At 66.4% G+C, this 20,917-nt stretch carries 23 protein-coding genes; 5 read left to right on the top strand and 18 right to left on the bottom strand.

Annotation, left to right across the window (positions count from 1 at the left end):
• Window positions 1-95 precede the first annotated feature (95 nt).
• Both ACFUC1_RS02980 and ACFUC1_RS02975 read left to right on the top strand, forming a co-directional pair.
• The gene (locus ACFUC1_RS02980) at window positions 96-1,010 is read left to right on the top strand and encodes a tyrosine-type recombinase/integrase (protein WP_379116459.1); all 915 of its coding nucleotides are present in this window, start codon (window positions 96-98) and stop codon (window positions 1,008-1,010) included.
• 59 nt (window positions 1,011-1,069) lie between these two features.
• Window positions 1,070-1,393: a hypothetical protein gene (locus ACFUC1_RS02975; protein ID WP_379116458.1), complete on the top strand. Its 324-nt coding sequence runs from the start codon at window positions 1,070-1,072 to the stop codon at window positions 1,391-1,393.
• A gap of 347 nt (window positions 1,394-1,740) precedes the next feature.
• Here ACFUC1_RS02975 and ACFUC1_RS02970 read toward each other — a convergent pair whose 3' ends face one another.
• From ACFUC1_RS02970 to ACFUC1_RS02930, 9 genes are all read right to left on the bottom strand, one after another.
• A complete protein-coding gene (locus ACFUC1_RS02970) occupies window positions 1,741-2,607 on the bottom strand; it encodes a PfkB family carbohydrate kinase (protein WP_379116456.1) in 867 nt (288 codons plus the stop codon).
• 4 nt (window positions 2,608-2,611) lie between these two features.
• Window positions 2,612-3,523, bottom strand: coding sequence for an arginase family protein (locus ACFUC1_RS02965; protein ID WP_379116453.1), 912 nt, complete (start codon window positions 3,521-3,523; stop codon window positions 2,612-2,614).
• Window positions 3,523-4,977 carry a purine-cytosine permease family protein gene (locus tag ACFUC1_RS02960; RefSeq protein WP_379116451.1) on the bottom strand — a complete coding sequence of 485 codons (1,455 nt, stop codon included), beginning with the start codon at window positions 4,975-4,977 and terminating at the stop codon, window positions 3,523-3,525. The genes ACFUC1_RS02965 and ACFUC1_RS02960 overlap by 1 nt, the downstream gene beginning before the upstream one ends.
• A 207-nt stretch (window positions 4,978-5,184) precedes the next feature.
• Entirely contained in the window at window positions 5,185-5,925 is a 741-nt protein-coding gene (locus ACFUC1_RS02955) for a glutamine amidotransferase (protein ID WP_379116449.1), read from the bottom strand.
• Between the two features lie 14 nt (window positions 5,926-5,939).
• On the bottom strand, window positions 5,940-6,758 hold the full coding sequence (locus ACFUC1_RS02950; protein ID WP_379116447.1) for an N-acyl homoserine lactonase family protein: 819 nt from the start codon (window positions 6,756-6,758) through the stop codon (window positions 5,940-5,942).
• Between the two features lies 1 nt (window position 6,759).
• Window positions 6,760-7,863, bottom strand: coding sequence for an ABC transporter substrate-binding protein (locus tag ACFUC1_RS02945; protein WP_379116445.1), 1,104 nt, complete (start codon window positions 7,861-7,863; stop codon window positions 6,760-6,762).
• Window positions 7,864-7,876: 13 nt separating this feature from the next.
• Window positions 7,877-8,683 (bottom strand): ABC transporter permease, encoded by an 807-nt coding sequence (locus tag ACFUC1_RS02940; RefSeq protein WP_379116443.1) that lies wholly within the window; start codon window positions 8,681-8,683, stop codon window positions 7,877-7,879.
• The gene (locus ACFUC1_RS02935; protein WP_379116441.1) at window positions 8,670-9,440 is read right to left on the bottom strand and encodes an ABC transporter ATP-binding protein; all 771 of its coding nucleotides are present in this window, start codon (window positions 9,438-9,440) and stop codon (window positions 8,670-8,672) included. The genes ACFUC1_RS02940 and ACFUC1_RS02935 overlap by 14 nt, the downstream gene beginning before the upstream one ends.
• Before the next feature lie 11 nt (window positions 9,441-9,451).
• Window positions 9,452-10,462, bottom strand: coding sequence for a LacI family DNA-binding transcriptional regulator (locus ACFUC1_RS02930; RefSeq protein WP_379116439.1), 1,011 nt, complete (start codon window positions 10,460-10,462; stop codon window positions 9,452-9,454).
• Between the two features lie 562 nt (window positions 10,463-11,024).
• Here ACFUC1_RS02930 and ACFUC1_RS02925 point away from each other — a divergent pair.
• Window positions 11,025-11,498 carry a pyridoxamine 5'-phosphate oxidase family protein gene (locus ACFUC1_RS02925; protein ID WP_379116437.1) on the top strand — a complete coding sequence of 158 codons (474 nt, stop codon included), beginning with the start codon at window positions 11,025-11,027 and terminating at the stop codon, window positions 11,496-11,498.
• Window positions 11,499-11,592: 94 nt separating this feature from the next.
• Here the strand turns inward: ACFUC1_RS02925 and ACFUC1_RS02920 are convergent, their stop codons facing one another.
• Window positions 11,593-12,813: an IS110 family transposase gene (locus tag ACFUC1_RS02920; protein ID WP_379116435.1), complete on the bottom strand. Its 1,221-nt coding sequence runs from the start codon at window positions 12,811-12,813 to the stop codon at window positions 11,593-11,595.
• Window positions 12,814-13,208: 395 nt separating this feature from the next.
• Between ACFUC1_RS02920 and ACFUC1_RS02915 the strand changes: the two genes are divergently transcribed.
• Window positions 13,209-13,643, top strand: a complete 435-nt coding sequence (locus tag ACFUC1_RS02915) for a GNAT family N-acetyltransferase (protein ID WP_379116433.1) — start codon at window positions 13,209-13,211, stop codon at window positions 13,641-13,643.
• Window positions 13,644-14,110: 467 nt separating this feature from the next.
• Window positions 14,111-14,467 (top strand): Lsr2 family protein, encoded by a 357-nt coding sequence (locus ACFUC1_RS02910; protein ID WP_379116431.1) that lies wholly within the window; start codon window positions 14,111-14,113, stop codon window positions 14,465-14,467.
• 112 nt (window positions 14,468-14,579) lie between these two features.
• Here ACFUC1_RS02910 and ACFUC1_RS02905 read toward each other — a convergent pair whose 3' ends face one another.
• The 8 genes from ACFUC1_RS02905 to ACFUC1_RS02870 all read right to left on the bottom strand — a co-directional run bounded on the left by ACFUC1_RS02905 (window position 14,580) and on the right by ACFUC1_RS02870 (window position 20,807).
• The gene (locus ACFUC1_RS02905) at window positions 14,580-14,762 is read right to left on the bottom strand and encodes a YegP family protein (RefSeq protein ID WP_379116429.1); all 183 of its coding nucleotides are present in this window, start codon (window positions 14,760-14,762) and stop codon (window positions 14,580-14,582) included.
• An 89-nt stretch (window positions 14,763-14,851) separates the two neighbouring features.
• The gene (locus ACFUC1_RS02900; protein WP_379116427.1) at window positions 14,852-15,955 is read right to left on the bottom strand and encodes an ATP-binding protein; all 1,104 of its coding nucleotides are present in this window, start codon (window positions 15,953-15,955) and stop codon (window positions 14,852-14,854) included.
• Between the two features lie 308 nt (window positions 15,956-16,263).
• Window positions 16,264-17,703 carry an SCO6880 family protein gene (locus tag ACFUC1_RS02895; RefSeq protein WP_379116425.1) on the bottom strand — a complete coding sequence of 480 codons (1,440 nt, stop codon included), beginning with the start codon at window positions 17,701-17,703 and terminating at the stop codon, window positions 16,264-16,266.
• A complete protein-coding gene (locus ACFUC1_RS02890) occupies window positions 17,700-19,058 on the bottom strand; it encodes a type IV secretion system protein (RefSeq protein ID WP_379116423.1) in 1,359 nt (452 codons plus the stop codon). The genes ACFUC1_RS02895 and ACFUC1_RS02890 overlap by 4 nt, the downstream gene beginning before the upstream one ends.
• Window positions 19,055-19,660 (bottom strand): hypothetical protein, encoded by a 606-nt coding sequence (locus ACFUC1_RS02885; protein WP_379116421.1) that lies wholly within the window; start codon window positions 19,658-19,660, stop codon window positions 19,055-19,057. Before ACFUC1_RS02885 ends, ACFUC1_RS02890 begins: the two co-directional genes overlap by 4 nt.
• Window positions 19,661-19,866: 206 nt before the next feature.
• Window positions 19,867-20,145 (bottom strand): DUF6112 family protein, encoded by a 279-nt coding sequence (locus ACFUC1_RS02880; RefSeq protein ID WP_379116419.1) that lies wholly within the window; start codon window positions 20,143-20,145, stop codon window positions 19,867-19,869.
• Between the two features lie 154 nt (window positions 20,146-20,299).
• On the bottom strand, window positions 20,300-20,605 hold the full coding sequence (locus ACFUC1_RS02875; RefSeq protein WP_379116417.1) for a hypothetical protein: 306 nt from the start codon (window positions 20,603-20,605) through the stop codon (window positions 20,300-20,302).
• The gene (locus ACFUC1_RS02870) at window positions 20,583-20,807 is read right to left on the bottom strand and encodes a GDCCVxC domain-containing (seleno)protein (protein WP_379116415.1); all 225 of its coding nucleotides are present in this window, start codon (window positions 20,805-20,807) and stop codon (window positions 20,583-20,585) included. Before ACFUC1_RS02870 ends, ACFUC1_RS02875 begins: the two co-directional genes overlap by 23 nt.
• Window positions 20,808-20,917: the final 110 nt, after the last annotated feature.

Genomic DNA, 20,917 nt, shown 5'->3' with positions numbered 1-20,917 from the left:
TAGGCCGGGGTTATGTTCGTTGGGTCCGAGTGCCTGGTCGCGGTGGCGGCGGGCGGGGTCGGGCGGTTCAGGTTATCGCCGCATGAGGTGAAGCCATGCCGGAGTCAACTGTTCTCCTGCCGTTCCAGCCCACGTCGATGTCGACGGCGCAACTCGCCGCGGTTTCATACCTGGCCCGTTATTCCGGGCACACTCACGCCTTGTACGAGTATCAGCTCAGGGAGTGGTTCACGTGGTGCGAGGTGCACGGTCTCGACCCCTTGGTGGCCGTCCAGCGGGCTCATGTGGAGCTGTACATTCGCCAGCTCGGCGACCGCGGGCTCATGGACTCCTCGGTGGTCACGATGATGCACGGCGTGCGCGGCTTCTTCCGGTTCGCCCACATCGACGGCCTGATTCCGTCCGACCCGGCTGTCTACGCGAGGCTGCCGAAGGTGCATCGCGACGAGTCCCGCACGCAGGGACTGGACCGGCTCGAACTGATCCGATTCCTTCAGGTTGCGCAGACGATCACCGTCCACCACGGTGCGCTGGCCTACCTGCTTGGCATCAACGCCCTGCGTGCCTCAGAGGCAGCCGCCGTCCGCATCGAGGACTACGCCGAGACTCTGCGCGGTCATCGGGTGCTGCACCTGGTCGGTAAGGGCAACAAACCTGCCACCATGCCGGTCACCGTTCCAGTGCTGCGCGTCCTGGAAGCTTGCCGCGGAGAACGGACCAGCGGCCGGCTGATCCTGCGCCCGCTCACGGGCAATCCCGTCGACCGGAGGGACGTGTATCGAATGGTTGCCAGGGTGGCGAAGGCCGCCGGCATCCCGCGCCACATCAGCCCTCATTCGCTGCGGCATGCCGCGATCACCAACGCCCTGGACGCCGGCGTTCCGTTGCGCGATGCCCAGATCCTCGCTCGCCACGCCGATCCCCGAACGACGGAGCACTACGACCGCGCCCGAGGCAACCTCGACAGGCACGGCGTGCACTTCCTCACGGCGTACGTTGCTGGCGTCTGACCCCCGGCTCAGTCCACGAGTCTGTACTACGCGGTACGACAATGACGTACACTGGTGGAGTGGGTGAAGAGATCTGGTGGGACGCCGATGCCATCGCCTACATCCGCTCCCGTGGCCAGCGATACGCCGACGGTGTCGGAATCGAAAGGGAATGGACTGAGGAGGTCATGTCGGACGTGGACCTGTTGGCCTTGGAACCAGACCCCAAGTCCCGGATTGGAGCGTCTCGGTTCATCGGCCATTCCCATTCCGCAGGGCGGGTGCTGGTCGTGATCGCCTACCGCGACCTCGACGGTGACCTGCACGGCATCAACGCATGGCCAGCCACGGGCGCAGACCTAAGGCTCTATGAGCAAGGAGACGATGATGGCAAAGACGATTGACCCAGCACTGGCTGAACGGCTCCGGCGCGAATCTGAACAGACCAAGGACGACCCCTACCCCGCGGGCTCTACGGGCCGACGGCCAAACCGCCAGAAGGTGTACTCGGTCCGACTAAGCGCCGAGGAAGAGGCTGAGGTCCAAAGAGTCGCAGCCGCCAAGCATCTGCCTGCCTCAACACTGGTCCGGTCATGGATCCTGGAGCGACTCGACCGAGAACACTCCGCCTGACCTGCCCCATATCGCCGCCAAAACCCGCGGTTGCGTTTCGAACTGGGTTCAGCAGCGGAAGTGGGGAGCGAGGATGGCTGTGGCGACAGAACACAGCAGAAGGCCGCCCTCGCGGCGCTCAGGATCCCGAGGAAACTTGAGCAACATAGTCTTCGAGTCGGCCCAGGGAAGGCTGGGATGCTGCGTCCGCGACGGCGGCGGCGGCCACTAGGGTGCTGACGCTGAGCGCCTCGCGGGGGTCGTGGCCTACCACGATGGCGCTGACAAATGCGGCGAAGAAGGCGTCGCCTGCTCCGACGGTGTTTGCTGGGTGTGCAACGGTGTGAGCGGGCGCGCTATGGGTAACGCGACCGTTCTCTCTGATCTCCGCACCGTTCGCGCCAAGCGTGACTGCGACGAGCTTGGCCTGGGCAAGTTCCGGCAGTCCGTGGTATTCGTCGGCGTTGACCACGAAGAGGTCGGCTCTGTGGATGAGTGGGGCGGGGATGGGCTGGGTTGGGGAGGGGTTGACGGCGACGAAGCCACGAAAATCTTCGGCGGCTTGGGTGGCGCTGTCGAGGGGGATCTCGAACTGAATCATCAAGGCGTCGGCGTCAGCGGTTGTCGTCGATGGTGCGGTCACCGTTGAGTTTGCGCCCGGGGAGACCATGATGCTGTTCTCGCCTCGCTTGTCCACTCCGATGAGCGCGACCCCGGAGGGATGCGTGTCATCCTGACGCACCATGCTGATGTCGACCCCAAAGCTGGCCAGCCTGTCCAGCAGCCAAAGCCCTTCGGGGTCGTCGCCAACGGCGCCGATCATGCGGCTGGTGCCCAGCAGTTGTGCGGCCGCAGCCGCTTGGTTGGCGCCTTTGCCTCCCAGTCCTCGGGTGGCGTGGTGGGCCAGGACTGTCTGCCCGGGGCGTGGCAGGTCGTCGACGTGGAGGGTGATGTCGAGGTTGATGCTTCCGAGGATCGCAATGAGCGGCGTTGTTGCAGGGGCCATCGGCCTAGTCCGTCATTTTCGGTGTACGTGGGGGTTGGCCTTCACGGAGGAGGGGCAGCCTCCTGAGCATGGACTGCAGTGCCACTGCCTCTCGAGGTACGAACTCGGCCACGGTGAGCCCCACGAGGTCGAAGTCACTTGCAATCCGGGCGATGGTGTTCAGGGCCGTTGCTTTCGAGATGCCGTCCTTCTCCCAAGCCATGCCGAACGAATGCTCATCGCTGTTGATGACGTCGAGGTCGAAGTGAACGGCCACGTGTCGAGCGCCGGTGATGTGCAGCCACTCCAGCACCCGGTTGGTGAAGTTCTCCTCGGCCGCGGGTGGGACGAGCTGCAGCCCCCACGACTCATGGGTGTGACTGTCTTGGTCGTCCCATCCGTGGACGCCGGCCAGCAGGATGCGTTCGGTGGCGATGGTGGCCGGTAGGCGGCTAAGTACATCGGCGTCGCCGTGACCGCTCAGGTGGCTCACAACCATGGTGTTGAAGCCGCGGTTGGGCCCGCCAGGCAGGTTGCTGTCGGCGTGGCTGTCCAGCCATACCACTGCGAAGTCGCTGGCGTAGCGCTGGGAGAGGTAGGAGAAGGGGGTGAGGCTGACGGCGCAGGTCCCGCCTAGCGTGACGACACGGTCGGCGTTGGCCTGGCGAATCAGATCGAGTGCGTCTTCGTGCTGTCGCAGCACTTCTGCCTTGCCCACGATACCGTCCACCAGGGGGAGGTCCTCGCTGTACTCCGGGACCCGGACGCGCGCTATGGGTCCTTCGTGGTCTGGGGCGAGGAAGGCTGTCAATTGGCCGCCGACTCCGTATGCGACGCGGCCTTCTTCGGCGCTCAGGCCTGGGGTGTAGTGGGTGACAGCCTCCGGTTCACCCCCCTGCCATTGGGGCCAGTTGAGCCTGAGCGTGGTGTCGGCCATCATCGGCCTCCGATCGTGGAGACCGCGGGGCTCGGAGCAACAGGTGCCTCCTCGATCGTGTTGATTGGAGCAGCTGCTACCAGTTCGTACTCTGCTTGGCGGTCGAAGTTGCGGGTCAGCAAGAGGTAGAGCCCAGCGGAGACCAGCAGTCCCACGGCGAATGAGAAGTCGGCTCCGCCCATGGCCTTTGCGGCTGGGCCAACCCAGACGGTGGTGCTGAAGAACGGGATCATGGCGAGGAATCCGGCGGCGTAGCTGATGAGACCCGAGCGACCCCAGAAGCCGTAGATCCCGCCATCGGTCTTGAGGATATCGGTGATGGACAGGATTCCTCGACGCACCACGTAGTAGTCGGTGAGGTTGACCGCAGTCCACGGGATGAGGAAGTAGACCAGGATCGCAAGGAAGACGCTGAACGAGTTCAACGCGTTCTCGGGAAGGAAGAGGCTGGCGACGATGGCGATGGACCCTAGAGCCAGGATCGCCTGGGCCCGGATCCTGAAGGTTGACCGGAACCGGCGGAAGCCTTCGACGGCTGTCAGGAAGGCGACTGACCCGCTGTAGAAGGCGACGGCAACGGCGTTGAGGCAGGTGATCAAGGAGACAACCATGACGATTACCTCGAGCCCGGAGGAGGCATTGCGGGCCAACAGGCCGAACGCCGACACAGTGCTGGCGCCAGGGTAGGCGATCGCGAGGATGGCACCGAGGATCTCGATCCAGATCGCGGACAACAGGGTGCCGCCGAAGACGGTGGCTGACACTTTGGCCCCCGAGATTCGCTCCGGCAGGTACCGGGTGTAGTCGGAGACCACGGGTGCGACCGCGATCTGGAAGGTGGCTGAGGCACCGAACTGCAGGAGGAAGGGGGTGAGCCTGAACTCGGCGTTGGCGAAGTAGTTGCTGACCGGCAGGTACACGAAGGTGCACACGGTCAGGAAGATGAGTGCGGCGACCATGAGGTAGGACACGGTCTTTTCGGCGCGCATCACCAGCTGGTAGCCGACGGTGGCCACCACGAGGGCGGCGATGCCTACGCCCAGCTGCATGAGACCGAGGGAGGAGCCGGCGGACACCTCCTTGATGGACGACGCCCCGGTCTGGACGTAGAAGATGGCGAAGCCGAACTGCACCAGGGCCGCCGCGGCGAGGGGAAGAACGGCACCACGGGTACCGAACTGTGCCCGGGACTGGATCATCTGCGGCAGCCCCATCCGCGGTCCCTGCGCACCGTGGAAGGCCTGGAAGAAGGTGCCGAAGACACTGCCGAGGACGATGGCAACGACGGACCAGGTCAGGTCCAGTCCCGCAAGGGAACCCAGGGCTCCGGTGAACGCGGTGAGGAACGAGGCGTTGATCATGAACCACAGCTGGGTCTGGGACCACAGGCTCCCAGTGCGCTCATCAGGGGGCACGTAGTCGAACGAGCGGTCCTCGAGGAGTTGGTTGGCCATCTTGTGCCCTTAGTGTGTGAGGGGAAACTGTTTGGGTGTATGGGCTTGCGGCCTAGCGAGTGCTTGGCCGTGCGTAACCGACGCGTTGCGTGCGGTGAGCTGTTTCGCGTGGGAGTTCGTGGGCAGACGGAACGCGGGCCGCCTGCCGCCGGGCCCGGCAGCACGGAACTGGCCGCCGGAGCCCGTCGGGTCGGTGTCCAGCGAGGTTCAGTCGCTGTTGCTTAGCCAGGTGAGCAGGTTGTGCCACAGCTGCGCGTAGCCATCCCAGGCCAAGAAGGTGGGGGGCGCCCAGTGCGGCGCGAGGTCGGAGGTGAAGACACCCGCGCGACCTTGGCCCACGTTGGCCACTGCTACGAGAGGGGCATCCTCGACGGTCACGACCACCTCGGCGTCCGGCTTGGCGATTGTGGCGTTGTATCCGAGAAGTGCTGGCCAGTCCGTGTCGGTGGGGATGGCTGGGTGCTCACGTAGGACCACGGGCTTGACCCCTTGGGGTGCCTCCATGCGGTCGTCGCCCACGAGCAGCTCCACCGGCAGAATCGGGGCGAGTGGGCTGCGGGCGTAGTGCGCCTTGCCGTCGATGCCCGAGAATGACAGGTAGCCGCCCACCATGAGCATGGCCCCACCTTGGCGGACGTATTCGGCGAGAACCTCCAGGCGGTTGACCTCCGGCACGGAGGTCTTGAACACGCCGGGCGTGAGCAGAAAGGTGTTGGCGCCTACGTCGCTGACGACCACGCAGTCGTACGCGGACAGCCCTTCGACGGTTTGGGGCATGTCGTCTGCGATGCGATGTGCCGGGATGTGTACGACATCCCAGCCTTGCTGTGTCAGGGCTTCCTTGAACTCGGCTCCTCCTTCGACGTACTCGCTGTTGGTGAAGCTGTCGAAGCCCTTTTGATGGATGAGGTGGATGTGCCAGGACTCACCCAAGAGGAGGATGCGCATTGTCGGAGTTGTCCTTACTTGATTGTTCCGGTGGGGAAGCGTTGGTGGAATTGCCAGTCGTGCTCGGGGACTATGAGGTCCGCTTCACGCCGGATCCGGTCGTACCCGAGCATCAGTTCCGGCAGGTTCCAGAAGGAACCCATGGGCCAGTTGAGCTCGAGGTTGCGGTAGTTGTACATGACGTCGCTCGTGAGGCACACCACCCCGGAGTCGGTCTCAACCATGACGACCATGCAACCGGGGGTGTGACCGCCGATCTTGACGAGGCGGACACCGTCCGCGATGTCAACGTCTCCGTCAATGACGACGAGGCGGTCGCGGACTTCCGTGACCTTGTAGGAGTACTCCGGGTAATAGAACATGCAGAAGGATGGTGGTGCGATGCCCTGTGGGAGCTCGTCGCGCTGCACGTAGAACTTGGCTCGGGGGAAGAGGTGGTTGTTGCCGACGTGGTCGAAGTGAAGGTGCGTCAGGACAACGATGTCAATGTCCTCGGGCTTGATGTCGTGACGGGCAAGTCCGGCCACGAGGTCCTGGTCCCGGCTGCGGCTGGCGACGAAATCTACGCCGTAGCGGCTCTGCATGGTGCTGACCTCGTCGATGTCGCCGAGGCCGGTGTCGATGAGGATGGTCTTGTCCGCACCCTCGATCAGCCAAACTGGGACTGGCACCATCACCCCCGAGGTCACGTCCCCATTGCGACGCCGGATGTCGTTGCGGAATCCGAACGGCTTGACGTCTTCGGGGTCAAGGTTGGGGTGGGCGCCGGCGTTGAGGAGGCTGACGGACAGGGAGCTCTCGAGCTCCCCGGTGACGATGTTGTGGATTCTCACGTCAGGATCCCGTCTCGTTCTCGCCGTACTTCTTCACGTAGGCGTCCCACGTCTGCTGGACCAAGAAGTGGTCCTTCGCGTCGACCGTCCTCGGGATGGAGCCGTTGGCGGTGAGGTACTCGTTGTCGCCGGTCCAGGTCTTCTCCCAGTACGCCACACCGGTGGGGGAAAGGATCATGTCCTTGACGCCCTTGGCATTACCTGCGTAGAGCTCGAACTTCTGCCAGAAGTCTTCGAAGCCTTGAACGGTGAGGTTGGCGCCGGTGTCCTTGTTGAGCTTGTCAGTGATGATCTTTCCGCAATCGGCGGTGTTGGCGTCGCAGTAGCGGATGGTCTTGTGCATGACGTGGACCAGCTTGAGCATGTTGTCCTCGTTCTTGTTGGCGTACCCGGTAGTGGTGACGAGCCCGTTGATGGGCGGCGGTGCCAGGTCGGGACCTGAGGCGATAACACTCATGCCCTCGGCAGTGGCGCGCACGCGCTGTGGAATACCTCCCAAGTAGGCATCACCGGTGCCACTCAGGAAGGCGGCCAAACCCTGATCTGGGTCCATGTCGACGATCTTGACGTCCTTCTCGCTCAGGCCCACCGACTTCAGCGCTGCGACGACCTGTTTGCCCATGTCTGTCGACATAGTGGTGACGATGGTGCGTCCCTTGAGCTGCTCGAATGCCTGCTTGCGGGCGTCGTCGGGGGACGACCCGGAGGCCTTCAGCTCGTCCATGGTCTTGAGTCCAGCCCCCTTGCGCCCCATCAGGGCTGACCCTTGGGTGAAGGGATTCCATGCATACCAATAGACGATCTCGGGTGACTTGTTGGCCACCGACACCACGCCAGTGGTGTTGTTTATGGCGGCGTCGACGCCTCCCGAGGCCACTGCAGGCATGATGGCGTCCCAAGCGAGGGACTTGAGTTGAACGTTGATGCCTTCAGCCTTGAACCATCCCTTCTGCTCGGCCACGATCGGGAGCATCGTGTCTTGGAAGGGCGAGATGCCCAGACGGATGGTGGGATTCGAACCGTCCGAGGCTCCGCCGGAGCCACCGCAGGCGGCGAGCGCGAGGGCCGAGGCCGCGGACACGGCCAATGCGAGGGTGCGACGCATGATGTCTACTTCCTTAGTTGTTGTTCTCGGACCAGGTGGTGGCACGTGAGCTGACCAGCAGGATGAGTCGGTCAACCAGCACTGCCTCGAGCGCGATGACGACGGTGCCAATGAGTACGACGGGGGTGTTCAGAGTCCTGCTGGCCTGCATAATGAGGCGCCCGATTCCGTGCTCGGCCCCGAGGAACTCGGCAGCCACCACGACCGCGAACGCCAGGGCGCTTCCGATGCGCAGACCTGAAACGAGCTCGGGCACAATCGCTGGAAGCACGATGGTCCGGTACACCTGCCCCTCTCGCGCGCCGAGTGAGCGTGCGGCTCGCCCGTAGACGGGCGGGACGTTGCCGGCTGAGACGATGGCGTTTACCACCATCACCATGAAGCAGGCCAATGATCCAAGGAACAGCTTTCCGCTGTCGCCAATCCCGAACCACAGGATGACGAACGGGATCAAGGCGATCGGCGGGATCGGGCGCAGCGCCTCGATGATGGGGGTCAGCGCGTAGAAGGTCACACGAGACCGGACCATGAGCAGGCCGACCACGACGCCGGCGATAGAGCCGAGTGCCCAGGAGCCGAGGACTCGCAGCAAGGTGGCCAGGGCGTCGGATCCCAGAGACGTCCAGACTTGGCCGAATGCTTGCCCGACCTCGCTTGGCGATGGGAAGAACAGCGGCTTGACCGCGCCTGTCACATCGGTGAGTAGCCACCAGACCACAAGCAGTATCGCCATGACGAGTGCGCCGATAGCCATGCCCGCGAATCGCGCCTTGTCTCGGGCGGCCGTCGATAGGCGCGCCGTCTGGTCAGGCGTGTGCATAGGAGACCTCCCTCAGCGAGTGGGCGATGTCGATTCGAAGCTGCTGGAAGTCAGCGGTTCCGCGGATGTCTAGGTCCCGATTCCTGGCAAAGGGGACGGTCACGTCCGCATGTACGCGGGCGGGCCTTGGCGTCATGACGATGACGCGGTCCCCCACAAAGAGAGCTTCTTCAATGTCGTGGGTGACGAAGACGATGGTTCTGGGTTCGGATGCGTTGATCGCTTGTAGTGCCAACCACATGGACTCCTTGGTGAAGATGTCAAGGGCACCGAATGGCTCGTCAAGCAGAAGAACCTGCGGTCCCGATGCGTAGGCGCGGGCGATGTCCACCCGCTTGCGCATTCCACCGGAGAGCTCCTTGGGGAACGCATCGCCGAACTGGTCCAAACCGACCAGGGAAAGGAACTTGTCGACCCGCTCTTCACGAGTGGTCCTATCCACGCCGCGCAGGCGAAGGCCGTACTCGACATTGCGCCGGACGGTGAGCCAGGGAAAGACTGCGTCGGCCTGAAAGACGACAGTGCGTGATGCGTCTGGCGCGGCGACCTGGCGGCCGTCTACCAAGACACTTCCGTGCGTCGGCGCGAGGAATCCTGCAACCAGGTTCAGCAGAGTGGTCTTGCCGCAGCCGCTGGGCCCGACAACGCACACCACCTGGTGTTCTTCGACCTTCAGAGTGGTCTCGGAGAGGGCCAGTGTGCGCTTGCCGCGACTGGCAAACTCCTTGCTGACCTGGTCGAACTCGATGACACCCATGAGCTGGTTCCTTACTGATTTGCTGGAGCGGTGGCCGTGCTGGCGCGCACGATGAGCTGGATGGGTAGGGCTGTCTTGGGATCGGGTGCAGATCCGGATAGCTGCGCGACGAGGGCTTCGGCTGCTCTGGCTCCCATGCCCGCCGCGTCCTGTCGGACAGTCGTCAGAGGAGGGTTTGCGTGGCGGGCTGCAAGCGAGTCGTCGAATCCGACGACTGAGCAGTCCCGGGGCACGTTGATTCCGGCGTCCCGTAGCGCACTGATCACACCGAGGGCGCCGAGGTCGTTCGTCGCGAAGATCGCGGTCACTTCGCCTGATCGGATCTTCGTCAAGAGTGCGCGTGCGCCGTGAGCGCCGGACTCCTCGTCGAATGATCCATTGACGACTAGGGCCCGCCGACCTGTGGCCTTGCGCCACTGCGTCTGGAAGCCGTTCAGCCGTTGCGCGTTGCTGGCGAGGTGGGTGTTGACGCCCACGACCGCAGCACCCCTGTGGCCCAGCGACAACAGGTGGTCCGCGGCCACTCGGCCGCCCTGTCGGTTCTTGGACAGCACTGAGGTGACGGAGACACCAGGAAGCGCCTCATCGACAGCTACAGCTGGGAACCCTGACAACAACTCCGCAAGCTTTGACGCAGCCGGCGGCGACCCGGATGCATACACGACACCGTCAACTGCGCGGGAACGAAGGGTCTCGAGATAGAACACCTCGCGCTCGAGGTTCCAGCCTGTATTGCATAGCAGAACGTTGAACCCGTTCTCGATGGATGTGGCCTCAACGCCCTTGGCAAGGTCAGCGAAGAAGCCGTTACTGATGTCGGGAACGAGCAACCCGATGGTGCGTGTCGATCCCAGCGCCAAACTCTGGGCCGCGCGGCTCGGCACGTATCTCAGTTCCGCCATCGCAGACCTAACGCGCTCAGCAGCCGCGGCGCTGACCGGTCGGTTGCCGCTCAAGACGTGCGACACGGTCGTACGGCTGACACCCGCGCGCTGCGCGACATCCGCGATCGAGACCGTCATGGGCTGCTCCTATGCAAACCGGTTTGGCAAACCGGTTTGCATAACGTAGGAGCCTCGGTCAGAACTTGTCAATACTCAACCTCCAGACGGGTCCACATCGTGAGCCACTGAGCCCCTTAAACCGCACGCTCCCCCTATAAGCCTCGATCCACGTATGGGCCGTCGGTGACTGGGCGCGGTCGCTGAGATGCAGGACCAGGGCATCGCGGCATGGGTAGATTCCTGACCTCGCTGTCAGGGGTGTTCCACGTCGGGTTCTGATCTGTGATTCCAGCGACCGGTTGGGTCGTGACTTTGAAGAGGGCGCTGAGCAGACGAGGTGGGAGGCGGCTGGAATGGGCGTGGGTCACAGCACCTACTTGCTGACCAAGGCGTGGCGGTCGAGAGGGACCGGGCCCTGCACTTGGTATACCGCGTCCGTCGCCGACGGGACGAGCCCCTCCCGGCCGGCCGGGTCCTCGCGCCACGAAGTAGGGGCTTGCCGAGGCGCTCGGGGCGCGTAGTTTAAACAGATGCAGACGATCAACTGGGGAAGGCAGATGGGCTGCCCCTGGTGGACTGGATGGCGATCGTGGCCAAGCTCGATGCTGGCTCGCAGCCCGATCCGGAGTCGCCAAACAGGCGCACGACCTGGTTGACGACCATCAACGAGAATGGCAGCCCGCACGCGACGGCGGTCGGTGCGGTGTGGCTAGAGGGTGCGTACTGGTTCCAGACCGGGGCGGGCACGCGCAAGGGACGCAACGTCGCCCGTGACCCGCGCTGCTGTGTCGCGGTGTCGATCCGGGATGCCGACGTCGTGATCGAAGGCGAAGCGGCCAGGGTGACCGAACCAGCCGTCGTGGCACGCGTCGCGAAGGCGTGGGCGGATGGCGGGTGGCCAGCAGTGCCGGACGAGACTGGGTCGGGCATCACGGCCCCGTTCAACGCGCCGTCTCAGGGCCCACCGCCGTGGAACGTGTACCGCGTCGATCCTCGTTCGGCGACAGTGGTCCTAGCGACGGATCCGGGTGGACTGACCCGCTTCCAGTTCTGACGCCTGGACGGCGTTGGTAGTTCGAGAGCGTCGAAACCCGCTCGACGGGCGGTAAGAACCATTCGAGCTGCGTCACTTCGGCTCCCTTCTGTTGTCAACCGGTCGCCGCGAGGTTCTTGGTGGCGTGGGGCTTCCGGGGCGTCGAGGCTGGGCGTAGCGTCGACTCTGCGGGTCCGGGAAGTGGCTGATCCGAAGTGTCGATAAGCGGGGGTAGGTCGACCGCGCTGGATTCTTGAGTCGCCCCGCAGTGCCCTCCCGGGCCCGCGCAAGCTCGCTGTGCCGCATCGAGCTGGGCATCTGCGAGCAGCTGTCGATAGATGGCGTCAGAGATCCTTCGCTTCAGACATCTAATCGCCTCCAGAGGCTTCTTACCCTCGGCTCGTTTGCGTCTGTAGTAGGCGCGGCCGTCGGTGTCCAGGCGGATCTGGCTGATCGCGGCGATGTGGATCATGTGGTTCATCCGCCGGTTGCCGGCCCGTGACAGGCGGTGGCGGTTCTGCTCGCCCGAGGACGCGTCCAGTGGTGCGGTGCCGGTCCAGGACGCGAAGCGGTTGCGGTCAGCGAACCGGGCGACGTCACCGACGTCAGCCAAGGTCCGGGCAGCGTCGACGGGTCCGACGCCGTGCGGGTCCATCAGGTGTGAGCCGCGGGCCAGCACGTTGGCCTTCAGCTCGGTGGTGGGCTTCTTGATCTTGGCCTCGACCGCGATCAGTTCGGCCAACTCCTCAGCAGCGATGCGTCGGCGCGTCTTTCCGGCGATGTCACGCGGTCGCACGGACGCGAGCATCGTCTTGGCCTGACCTTTGGTGATGTCCTTCTTCGCCTGTCCCGGAAGGAGTTCGGCCAACAACGCCTGGAGTCGGTCGACGGTCTGTACCCGACGCCGGGTCAGTGCCTCGCGGCGGTCGGTGAGCATCCGCAGCGCCTCGAGCTCCCCGTTGAGCTGCAGCACCCGCAGGGTTTTGGTGCGGACCGCGACGACCGCGATCGAGTGCGCGTCGCGGGCATCGGTCTTGCGGTTGTGACCGGTGTCGAACAGCCGAACCCGGGCGGCGAGCTTGGCGGGGACATCGACCACATGTTCGCCATCCTCGAGCAGTCGCTGCGCCAGCGGTCGGCCGGCCCCGTTGCTGCCTTCGACCGCCCACACCCGGTCCGGCCACCCGGCGACGTACTTGCGCATCGTGGCGTAGCCGGCCCGGTCGGTGGTGAACCGTCCCGAGCCCAGCAACTTCTCGTGCGCGTCGACGACCTCGATCGTGGCCGACAGCTTGTGGGGATCGACCCCGATGATCACTTGCTTGGTTTGCTGCATGTGCTGCTCCCGCCTTCGCTCGCACCAATGTGGACGGCGAGGTGGGCATTGCTACTACGAGCAGGGCAGTCCCTTCTTGAGCCACGCCTCGTCATGGTGACCGGCGGGCTGCAGACCGAAAGAGAACCACACCAGTACAGCCGGTGGGCAGCCGCATGGAGAGCTGCGCGCCGATCACCTAGACCGAGTTTGGCCAGACACCGGCCCTAGAGGAATCGTCTAGTAGCCGCTCAGGTCGCCCGTATGGACCGTAAGTGGTCGACGGCACGGCAGCGCAATTTCGAGCGTGACTCCATCCATCGGCCTGTAAGAGTTCATCATTACAGCGGGGTGGCGTTGGGCTCCGCCAGAGTCCAGCAAGTTGGACTCGCGGTCCTCGTGGGATCCTCTTGCTGATGACAACGGACCCGACTCGGATCACAAGTGGGACCGCCTCCCAAGCCTCCGCGGTATTCACCGCCGCCGGGATGCGCACCGCCTGTGAAGACTTATCAGAGGGCCTGGCAGATGACGAGCTCTGCCTGATCGCGTGGCTTGGGGAGGAGGTCGCGGGTGCGGCAGTAGGCAGGCCCGACAGTCTCGCGTTCGACGATGCCGGCCGTGAGTACCTCTACGCAGTCCTCGAGTGGTTGGCGGTCCTGCCGGTGCACCGAGGACTCCACATCGGTACTCGTCTGCTCGAGGCGTTCTGCGAGCTGAGTTGCAGTCGGGGTGCCCGCGCCGTCCACCTCCGCATGTCGCCAAGCCGCGTCACCGAGCTGCAAGGGTTCTACGAGGCGAGGGGGTTCTCGGACGCGGGTGACGGCTCCTGGTCGCGCAGCTGCCGCTAGCCGTTGGGCGGCGCCGGTCGCTCCTCCCGGGCTTGCCCGCGCCCCAGAGCCTTTCGACACCCCCCGAGGTCAACGCCCATATCCGTGTGTATGCCGGGGTGTTGGCCGAGTTGGTCATCGCCAGCGGAGGGATCGCGCTAGACGTCCGCGGCGTGACCGATGCACTAGGCCCTACAGCGTTCGACCCCGATGGAATGCACCTCACGCGCGCGGCGTACGAGAAGCTGGCGCCGAAGATCGCGGACGCAGTCGAGGCGCTCCGCCATGAGCACTCGAGAAATGCATGATCAGGCCCAGCGAACTCCACGGCCATTGGCGACCCACTCAGGACGTCCGCGCGGGTCTGCGAGTGCGAGCCTCGGAATGTGCGCCCCAGGCCTTGGCCCGACGACACCGCGGAGCAGCTTTCTTGAACGCGACGAGAGGAAGGGGCGGTCAGCGCGGTCTTGATTAGGTGTTGGTGACCGGTGGGCGAGATCATTAACTCCATGGCGAAACAGACGACGGTGACCATCACCGATGACCTTGACGGTTCGGCCAACGCGAAGGAGGTCTCCTTCAGCCTCGACGGCCGCACATGGGTGATCGACCTCAGCGCCAAGAACCGCGCAGCCCTGGAGAAGGCACTCAAGCCGTACATCGCCAAGGCCACCGAGCAGGGTCGTCGTAAGAGCCCGACGAAGCGCGGGCGCGCCACGTCCCGACCGAAGCGTCGCACCGACTTGGCCGCTGTGCGCGAATGGGCGAGGAGCAACGGCCACCAGGTCAGCGACCGCGGTCGGATTAGCGCCGACGTGCAGGCGGCGTACGACGCCGCTCACTGACGGCGGTGTTGAGGTAGAGCAGGATCCCGGCTGAACGGCGTTGGCAATCGGCAGTCGATGAGCTGCCGATACAGAGCAGCGCCCCAACAGGGCGCTGCTCTGTCACGCTGGGTCAGTCCGTCTGGTCGTCCAGTGACGCGTCACCAGCGTTCTTGCGCACCGACTCGATCCCGTTGAGCGCCGACGCCTTGCTCTCGTAGGCCTCGCCGACGGCGATCACCTGCCCGTTCCCGGCCTTCAACCGGAACCGGAACTTCCCAGCCTGGTCCTTGTACAACTCAAACTTGCCTGCCACGTTCGTGACCTCTCGTGTGGATGGAAGCTGGCTCCCTGAAAATAGGGCAACCGCAGCCGACGACCTAGCAAGCCCGCCAACCTGAACACTCAAGTTCCCGCCAAAACCGTTGGGTTCCCGGGGAACTTCGGAGCCTCAAGCCCCATCCTGACCCCTGTCTCGAAGGTGGCCTTCTCGGCGGCCGTCGCGAGGTGGCGGACGATGTACGCGTGACCTGCAACTCGCCAGAGGCCTTCGCCTTGCTGGAGGTCTGGGAGCTGGTCGCGTTCGACGGTGGTGAGGCCGAGTTCGGTTGCGGTTCGGGCGGATTCGCTGTGTTCCTGCTGGTAGGTGATGGTGGTGGAGCAGTCGCCGAGCAGCCCGCGGGCGAGGTTGCGAGCTTGGCTGTCAGCGTCGCCGACCGCGTCGAGATCGGACAGCCGGTGGACGATCATGAGGTTTGCGATGCCGAGCCCGCGGGAGAGTTTCCACTGGGCCTGCATCCGCGCGACGAGGGCTGGCTGCCGCATGAGCCGCCACGCCTCGTCGTAGACGACCCAGCGTTGGCCAGCGGCTGGGTCGGCGAGCGCCGCTTCCATCCAAGTGGACGCGCATGTCATGACCATGGCGATGAGCTCGTCCGAGCCCTGGATACCGGACAGGTCGAGCGACACCATCGGCAGGGACGGGTCGAACGCCACCGTCGACGGCCCGTCGAAGAGCCCGGCGAGGTCACCCGCGACGAGGCGCCGCAGCGCGTGGCCGACGTCCCGGCCGTCGCGCGCGAGTTCGGCGGTGCTGGCCCCGGCCATCGCGACGCGGGGGTCCAGTAGGGCATCGACAACGGCTGGCAACGTTGGCGTGGTCGATGACGAGACTGCGTGAGCCAGTGCCGCGTCGAGGGCGGTGTGTTCCACGGCCACGAGAGGGCGGCGCAGCGCGGACTCGGCGAGCGACCCGAGCAGGGTCCGGCGCCGCCGGGTCACCTCGGCCCGCCACGCCTCCTCGCTCAGGCCGGCGCCGCGTGGGCCGGGGTCGAGCGGGTTGAGCCGGTTGGCGCTCCCACCGCCGAGGGTGATCGCGGCACCACCGACGGCCTGCGCGACCGCGGTCCACTCCCCCTTGGGGTCGCCCGGCACGTACACGCGCCGCCCGAACGCGATCGAGCGGGTGGTCAGTGATTTGGCCAGGAACGACTTGCCCTTGCCGACCACCCCGGCCAGCAGGCAGTTGGGGTTGGTCAGGACACCGTCGGCGTACAGCACCCACGGGTCGAAGCAGAACCCGCCACCGGACCAGGCGTCCTGACCCACGTACACACCGCGACTGCCCAGCCCCGCCTCGGCGAGGAACGGGTACGCCCCGGCGACGACGTCCGTGGTAGCCCGATGTGCCGGGACCCGGAACCGGCGCCACGACCGCAACGCCTCAGGCCCAGGCTCCCCACCAACGGGAAGGTAGGCCACCCGCTCCCCCGCGCCCCGGCCCCCAACCCGGGCACCCGGCATACGGGAGGCGCCCATCAGCTGACCCTCCGCGCCAGCGGCAGCGCTGCGGCGGCGAAGGCCCGCGCCTGCCTGCCGTGGACGCGGCGGGTCTCGCACCCGCAGTGGATCGCCGCCCGGGAGACCTCGGCGACGGCCGCTTCAAGGGCGTCCCGGTCGGCGGCGGTGATGGTGATCAGCCCGGTGAGGCGGACATCGGCGTGCCCGGCGAGCAGCGCCCGTTCCCGCTCGAGGACGTCGGAGTGTTCCTGGGCGTCGGCGGCGTCGGCCAACGCGCCGAGGCGGGCCTTCTGGGCCGCGTCGGTGACGTACTCGACCTTGGCCTTGCGGATGTCCCGCATGGCCTGCTCGACCGGCAGGGGCTCCAATGTCAGCGAGATCGTCTTGCGCACGCCGGGCTGGAACACCAGCGCGTGCAGGAAGAACGTCGGCGCCTCGGTGCGCGGCCACTGGGACACCCACAACACCGCCGAGTGACCGGTGTCGTGACGCAGGTGGTCCCAGTGCTCGTCGACCGCGACCGGACCGGCCGTAGCCAGCTGGCCGGCCATCCCGTCCGGTTCGTGGGCGGGGTCGTATGCCGTGCGCAGCACCCCGGCGAGCCCGGGCTCGTCGAGCCAACCGGTCATGGTGAGGTCGGCCGCGCGCAGGCCCGCCTCGAACGCGGTCATCTCCTGCCGCAGGAACCCAGCCGCCGCGGCGATCCCGCGCCCCGCCTGCCACAGGTGGGTGCGGGCTCGGCGCAGATCGAGGCCGACCGCTACGAGGGTGCGGTGCGTCGCCGTCGCGGGGACGACGGTGCGCATCAGCTCCTCGTACTGCTCCGCGGCCCACCCACCGTCCCGCGCCCCCTGCGTCTCCCACCAGGACGTGATGCCCGCACCCGCGTCCGGCAGCGTCGTCTCGAGGACCTGGATGCGAGTCCCGGTCCCGGTCGCCGCCAGTGACGCGAGGGCGCGCCCCCACCCGTGCACTCGGCGGGCCTGCTCGTCGGCCGACATCAGGACGTATGCCGGGTGGCTGACGTGCGCGACCGCCGTCAACGTGTGGGCGTGCGGGTCGTGCACCATCGCCGCTCCGGTGGTCGGGTCGAGGTGGAACCGCAGACTTGCCGCGTCACCGGGAAGTGCAAGGGTGCCGACCGGGCGAGGGCGGTCGATCCGCGCCCGGAATCTGCTCTGCCGCATGGCCCGGCGGGCCAGGAAGTGGGCGGCGGTGAGGAGCGCCTCCGCGGCGGGTCGTTCCTGCCAGCGCCCGAACGTCAACGCCGCGAACGCGACCCAGGCCGGTGCCGTTTCGGCAAGCCCCGCCTGACCGGCGGTGACCAGCCCTCCCACCATGGTCGCGATCGCAATGGCCAGGCAGGCGACCCTGATCCCAGAAAGGCCCAGCAGCAGGCCGCGGCGCGGCAGCCCGGCGAACCGCACCGTCGGGACACGGCTAGTGGTGTCGGTCATGACGGACTCCTCGGGCTCGGCGGTGGTGACGCGGGTGGCGGGTTCTTGGGTGGCTGCTGCTCGGGCGGTGGGGCGGGAGCGGACGACGACTCTGTCCGCCCGGCCTCGGCAGCTGACTGCGCGGCCGACGTGGCGGCACCGGCCGCGGACCGGGCGGCGTTGACGCCCGCCTGGGCTGCGGTCCCTGCCGCGATGACCGGGGCGGCCGGGGTGGCTGTGGCTGCGGCACGGCCACTCGCTCCGACCGCCCCGGCGGCTACCTGGCCCCCGCGAAGGGCGGCCCCCGCTCCCGGTGGTGCGGGCCGCAGCGACCCGTCGGGGTTGTGACCGGCCCGGGACGTGGCCGGCGCGCCGGAGGTCGCGGGTCGGCGAGACGTGGACCCGATCGAGGAGATCGCCCGCATCTGGGTGCTGATCGCGGCGACCTTGTGCGGGGCGGCGATCGCAGCCCGCGCACCGGTGGTCGCGTGCCCGCTTGTGGCGTGCGCGGCATACAAGGTGTCCCCGGCGAATTGGAACATCCGGATCGCGACCCATGGTGACAACCCGCCCAACAGCAGCACCAGCGCCCCCCCGGCGAGCTGCGTCGTGGACTGGGTGACACCTGTGCCGGACTGGCCAGCGCCGTTCAGCACGGACAGTCCGATCCCGAGGATGATGACGAGCAGCAGCTTGGAGACGACCATGGCTGCGACGAACTCGACCCACTTGCGCACCCAGCCGCGTGTGATGTCGGCGGTCGCGCCGGCGAACGCCAGCGGCGCCAGTACCGCCGCGATTAGCAGCATGACCTTGCGCAGCATCATCGCCGCCCACACGATCACCACCGCGGCGATCACCACCACGGACAGCAGCAAGCTGACGGCCGGGTTCTTGACCGCGGCCAACTGGGTGACCGCGAGCTTCTGCCCGAGCCCGGCCATGTTGGTGTGCAGCGTGTAGTTCAGCAGGCCGGCGGAAAGTGCGTCGACCGCGGCCAGCAGCGCCTGCGTGGCGGCCAGAGCGAGGGCGCTGCCCACGAAGCTGACCAGCAGCCCGGTCAAGGCGCGGCCCAGCCCGCCTGGTTCACGGCGCAGGGTCGACGTGATGACCTGAATGAGAAACAGGCCCAGGCACAGGACGGTGGCGATGGCACCGGTCGCGGCGAGCTGGGTGCGCAAGGCCGGAGAGGTCAGGTCGAGGGTGGTCGCGGTGTCGATCTCGCGCCACAGCCAGGTTGCTGCTGCTTGTGCGGCGAGCCCGAACCAGCCGGCGATACGCGAGAACGCGCTATCCGCGACCTCGCTCGTCGCGGCAGAGGTGGCCGCCCCGACCAGGCAGACCGGGTTCATTGCCCACGGGCCGGCGCAGCTCACGACGCACCACCGACCGGGATGACGGTGTACGTGACAGCTGTGACGAACCGCCACCCCGCCCGGGTCGGCGGGCCCTCGAGGTTGAGGCTGAGCGCGACGCTGAACTCCTCCGTCGTTGCGTTGGAGCCGGTATGCCTGGTGATCGTGGCCGCGACGAGCCTCGCCGTGGTGCCCGGGTCGGTGACCCTCCCGGCCTGGACCGCGTTGGACCATGCGGTCGGTTCGATGACCTTGTCGATGCGGACAGTCGTGTATGCCGCCGTGGCGCCCAGCGCCGTCCACTCCGTCTGCGTGGGGATCGGCGCGGGCCCGTCGCTGGCGTCGCTGACCGAGTACACGCCGAACCGGTCCCGTAGATTCGGCGGGACGAGACCGACCACCAGCTGGTCCGCAACCGGCGTGGACTCCGCCTGTACCCACGCCAGCAGCTCCTCGCGGGGCTGCCGGTAGTCCTGGGTCAGCAGGCGACGGACGAACTCCGCGGCATACAGGTCGGGCTGCCGGGTCGCCTCCCCGCCGATGGGCGGCATGCCCGGCCCGTCACGGGGGATGTCAAGGCGCCGCATCCGGTCCAGGTGCCGCTCGAGGTCGACGGGGTTCACGGCGGCCGAAGGCGATGGTGTAGACGGGTTGGGTCGCGGGCTGTCCGGCGACTGGGTGGCAGTGCCAGTGGTGGTCGCAGCCTGGCGTGGGGTGGACGGGCCACGCTTGACGGCGACGGCATGCACGCCCGCGGCGCTCGCGCCCGCGAGCAACGCGAGGACGACTACGGTGACGGCGAGCCGGGCAGGGCGGGTGCGGTGGCCCATCAGCGCACCGCCCCGCCAGCGTTGCTGAAGAAGGTGACCAGCGTGTTCGCCGCGCCGATAAGCATCGCGGCGCCGGCCGAGACCAGGACGCCGCTCTTGCCACGGCCAGCGACGTGCGGGTTGGACGAGTGGGAACCGACCGCCCACGCGATCGCCGACAGGGCGATCCCGGCGACAGCCGCGATGAGACCAAAGGTCAGCAAAGCGCCGACGATGGACTCAAGGGCGGCGATACCGGGCAGGCCGGTGGTGTTGGGGCCGATGTCGATCGTGGTCATGGCAGAGACCTTTCGCAGCAGCACGACGCCGAAATGACGTCACGCCCCTGACTACGCACCCCCATGGGGCAGCATCGGGCCAGGGCTTCCGGATCAGCCGACGATGGCGAGTTGCTCAGGCGCCTTCAGCGATGAGCGGGCGCTACCCTTTGGACTAGGGCAGACGCTTGCCGAGCCAGCGGATGGGGCCGCCGAGCCATCGACCGTTGTGCCACCCGTGCTCGACAACGTTCCGTCGAGCGGCGCGCAGGCGGTCATGAGCAAGCACAAGCGGGCCGGTCTTGCCCTGGTCCTCGATCTCCCACGCCTGTTTGGCAGCCCATCGGGCGCACCGAATACAGAGGGCCACCTCAGGTTGGTCGCCGAGGTGAACCATCCGCGCCGGGTCATCAATCACGCCGCAGCACCAGCAGCGCGACGGTTCGCCTTGCTCAGCCTCAATGGCGGGCTGAATCGCCACGGTCGACCTTCTCTACCTGCTTGGGCTGGCATCTGACCGTGCCGTAGGAGCAGAACACACAGCAGTCGCCGGGCAATGGCCGCAGGGTGTCACCGCAGCCGCGGCATCGGTAGAAGAACAGACAGGCGTCCTTCGGTATCGTCTCGATCGCCATCGTCCCGCACTGAGGGCAGGTGATGAGGGACTCCAACACCAGAATCACCTCGCCAGCGTACGTCGCACCCTCATCGGCGCTAAGCCTCAGGTGGGCTCGTCCGGACATCGCTTGAGCGAGATGATTGAGGGTGGTCTTTGACTGGACGGAGGATCGAG

The organism is Pedococcus sp. NPDC057267 (genome assembly GCF_042668795.1).
In the GTDB taxonomy this organism is placed as follows: Bacteria; Actinomycetota; Actinomycetes; order Actinomycetales; family Dermatophilaceae; genus Pedococcus.
This window is presented reverse-complemented; position numbering and strand designations above follow the sequence as displayed.

What these genes read in the sequence shown, in the direction of transcription:
- ACFUC1_RS02980 (WP_379116459.1), top strand. Translation starts at nt 96, where the DNA reads ATGCCGGAGTCAACTGTTCTCCTGCCGTTCCAGCCCACGTCGATGTCG.
- ACFUC1_RS02970 (WP_379116456.1), bottom strand. Translation starts at nt 2,607, where the DNA reads ATGGCCCCTGCAACAACGCCGCTCATTGCGATCCTCGGAAGCATCAAC.
- ACFUC1_RS02965 (WP_379116453.1), bottom strand. Translation starts at nt 3,523, where the DNA reads ATGGCCGACACCACGCTCAGGCTCAACTGGCCCCAATGGCAGGGGGGT.
- ACFUC1_RS02960 (WP_379116451.1), bottom strand. Translation starts at nt 4,977, where the DNA reads ATGGCCAACCAACTCCTCGAGGACCGCTCGTTCGACTACGTGCCCCCT.
- ACFUC1_RS02955 (WP_379116449.1), bottom strand. Translation starts at nt 5,925, where the DNA reads ATGCGCATCCTCCTCTTGGGTGAGTCCTGGCACATCCACCTCATCCAT.
- ACFUC1_RS02945 (WP_379116445.1), bottom strand. Translation starts at nt 7,863, where the DNA reads ATGCGTCGCACCCTCGCATTGGCCGTGTCCGCGGCCTCGGCCCTCGCG.
- ACFUC1_RS02940 (WP_379116443.1), bottom strand. Translation starts at nt 8,683, where the DNA reads ATGCACACGCCTGACCAGACGGCGCGCCTATCGACGGCCGCCCGAGAC.
- ACFUC1_RS02935 (WP_379116441.1), bottom strand. Translation starts at nt 9,440, where the DNA reads ATGGGTGTCATCGAGTTCGACCAGGTCAGCAAGGAGTTTGCCAGTCGC.
- ACFUC1_RS02930 (WP_379116439.1), bottom strand. Translation starts at nt 10,462, where the DNA reads ATGACGGTCTCGATCGCGGATGTCGCGCAGCGCGCGGGTGTCAGCCGT.
- ACFUC1_RS02925 (WP_379116437.1), top strand. Translation starts at nt 11,025, where the DNA reads ATGGCGATCGTGGCCAAGCTCGATGCTGGCTCGCAGCCCGATCCGGAG.
- ACFUC1_RS02920 (WP_379116435.1), bottom strand. Translation starts at nt 12,813, where the DNA reads ATGCAGCAAACCAAGCAAGTGATCATCGGGGTCGATCCCCACAAGCTG.
- ACFUC1_RS02915 (WP_379116433.1), top strand. Translation starts at nt 13,209, where the DNA reads ATGACAACGGACCCGACTCGGATCACAAGTGGGACCGCCTCCCAAGCC.
- ACFUC1_RS02895 (WP_379116425.1), bottom strand. Translation starts at nt 17,703, where the DNA reads ATGACCGACACCACTAGCCGTGTCCCGACGGTGCGGTTCGCCGGGCTG.
- ACFUC1_RS02880 (WP_379116419.1), bottom strand. Translation starts at nt 20,145, where the DNA reads ATGACCACGATCGACATCGGCCCCAACACCACCGGCCTGCCCGGTATC.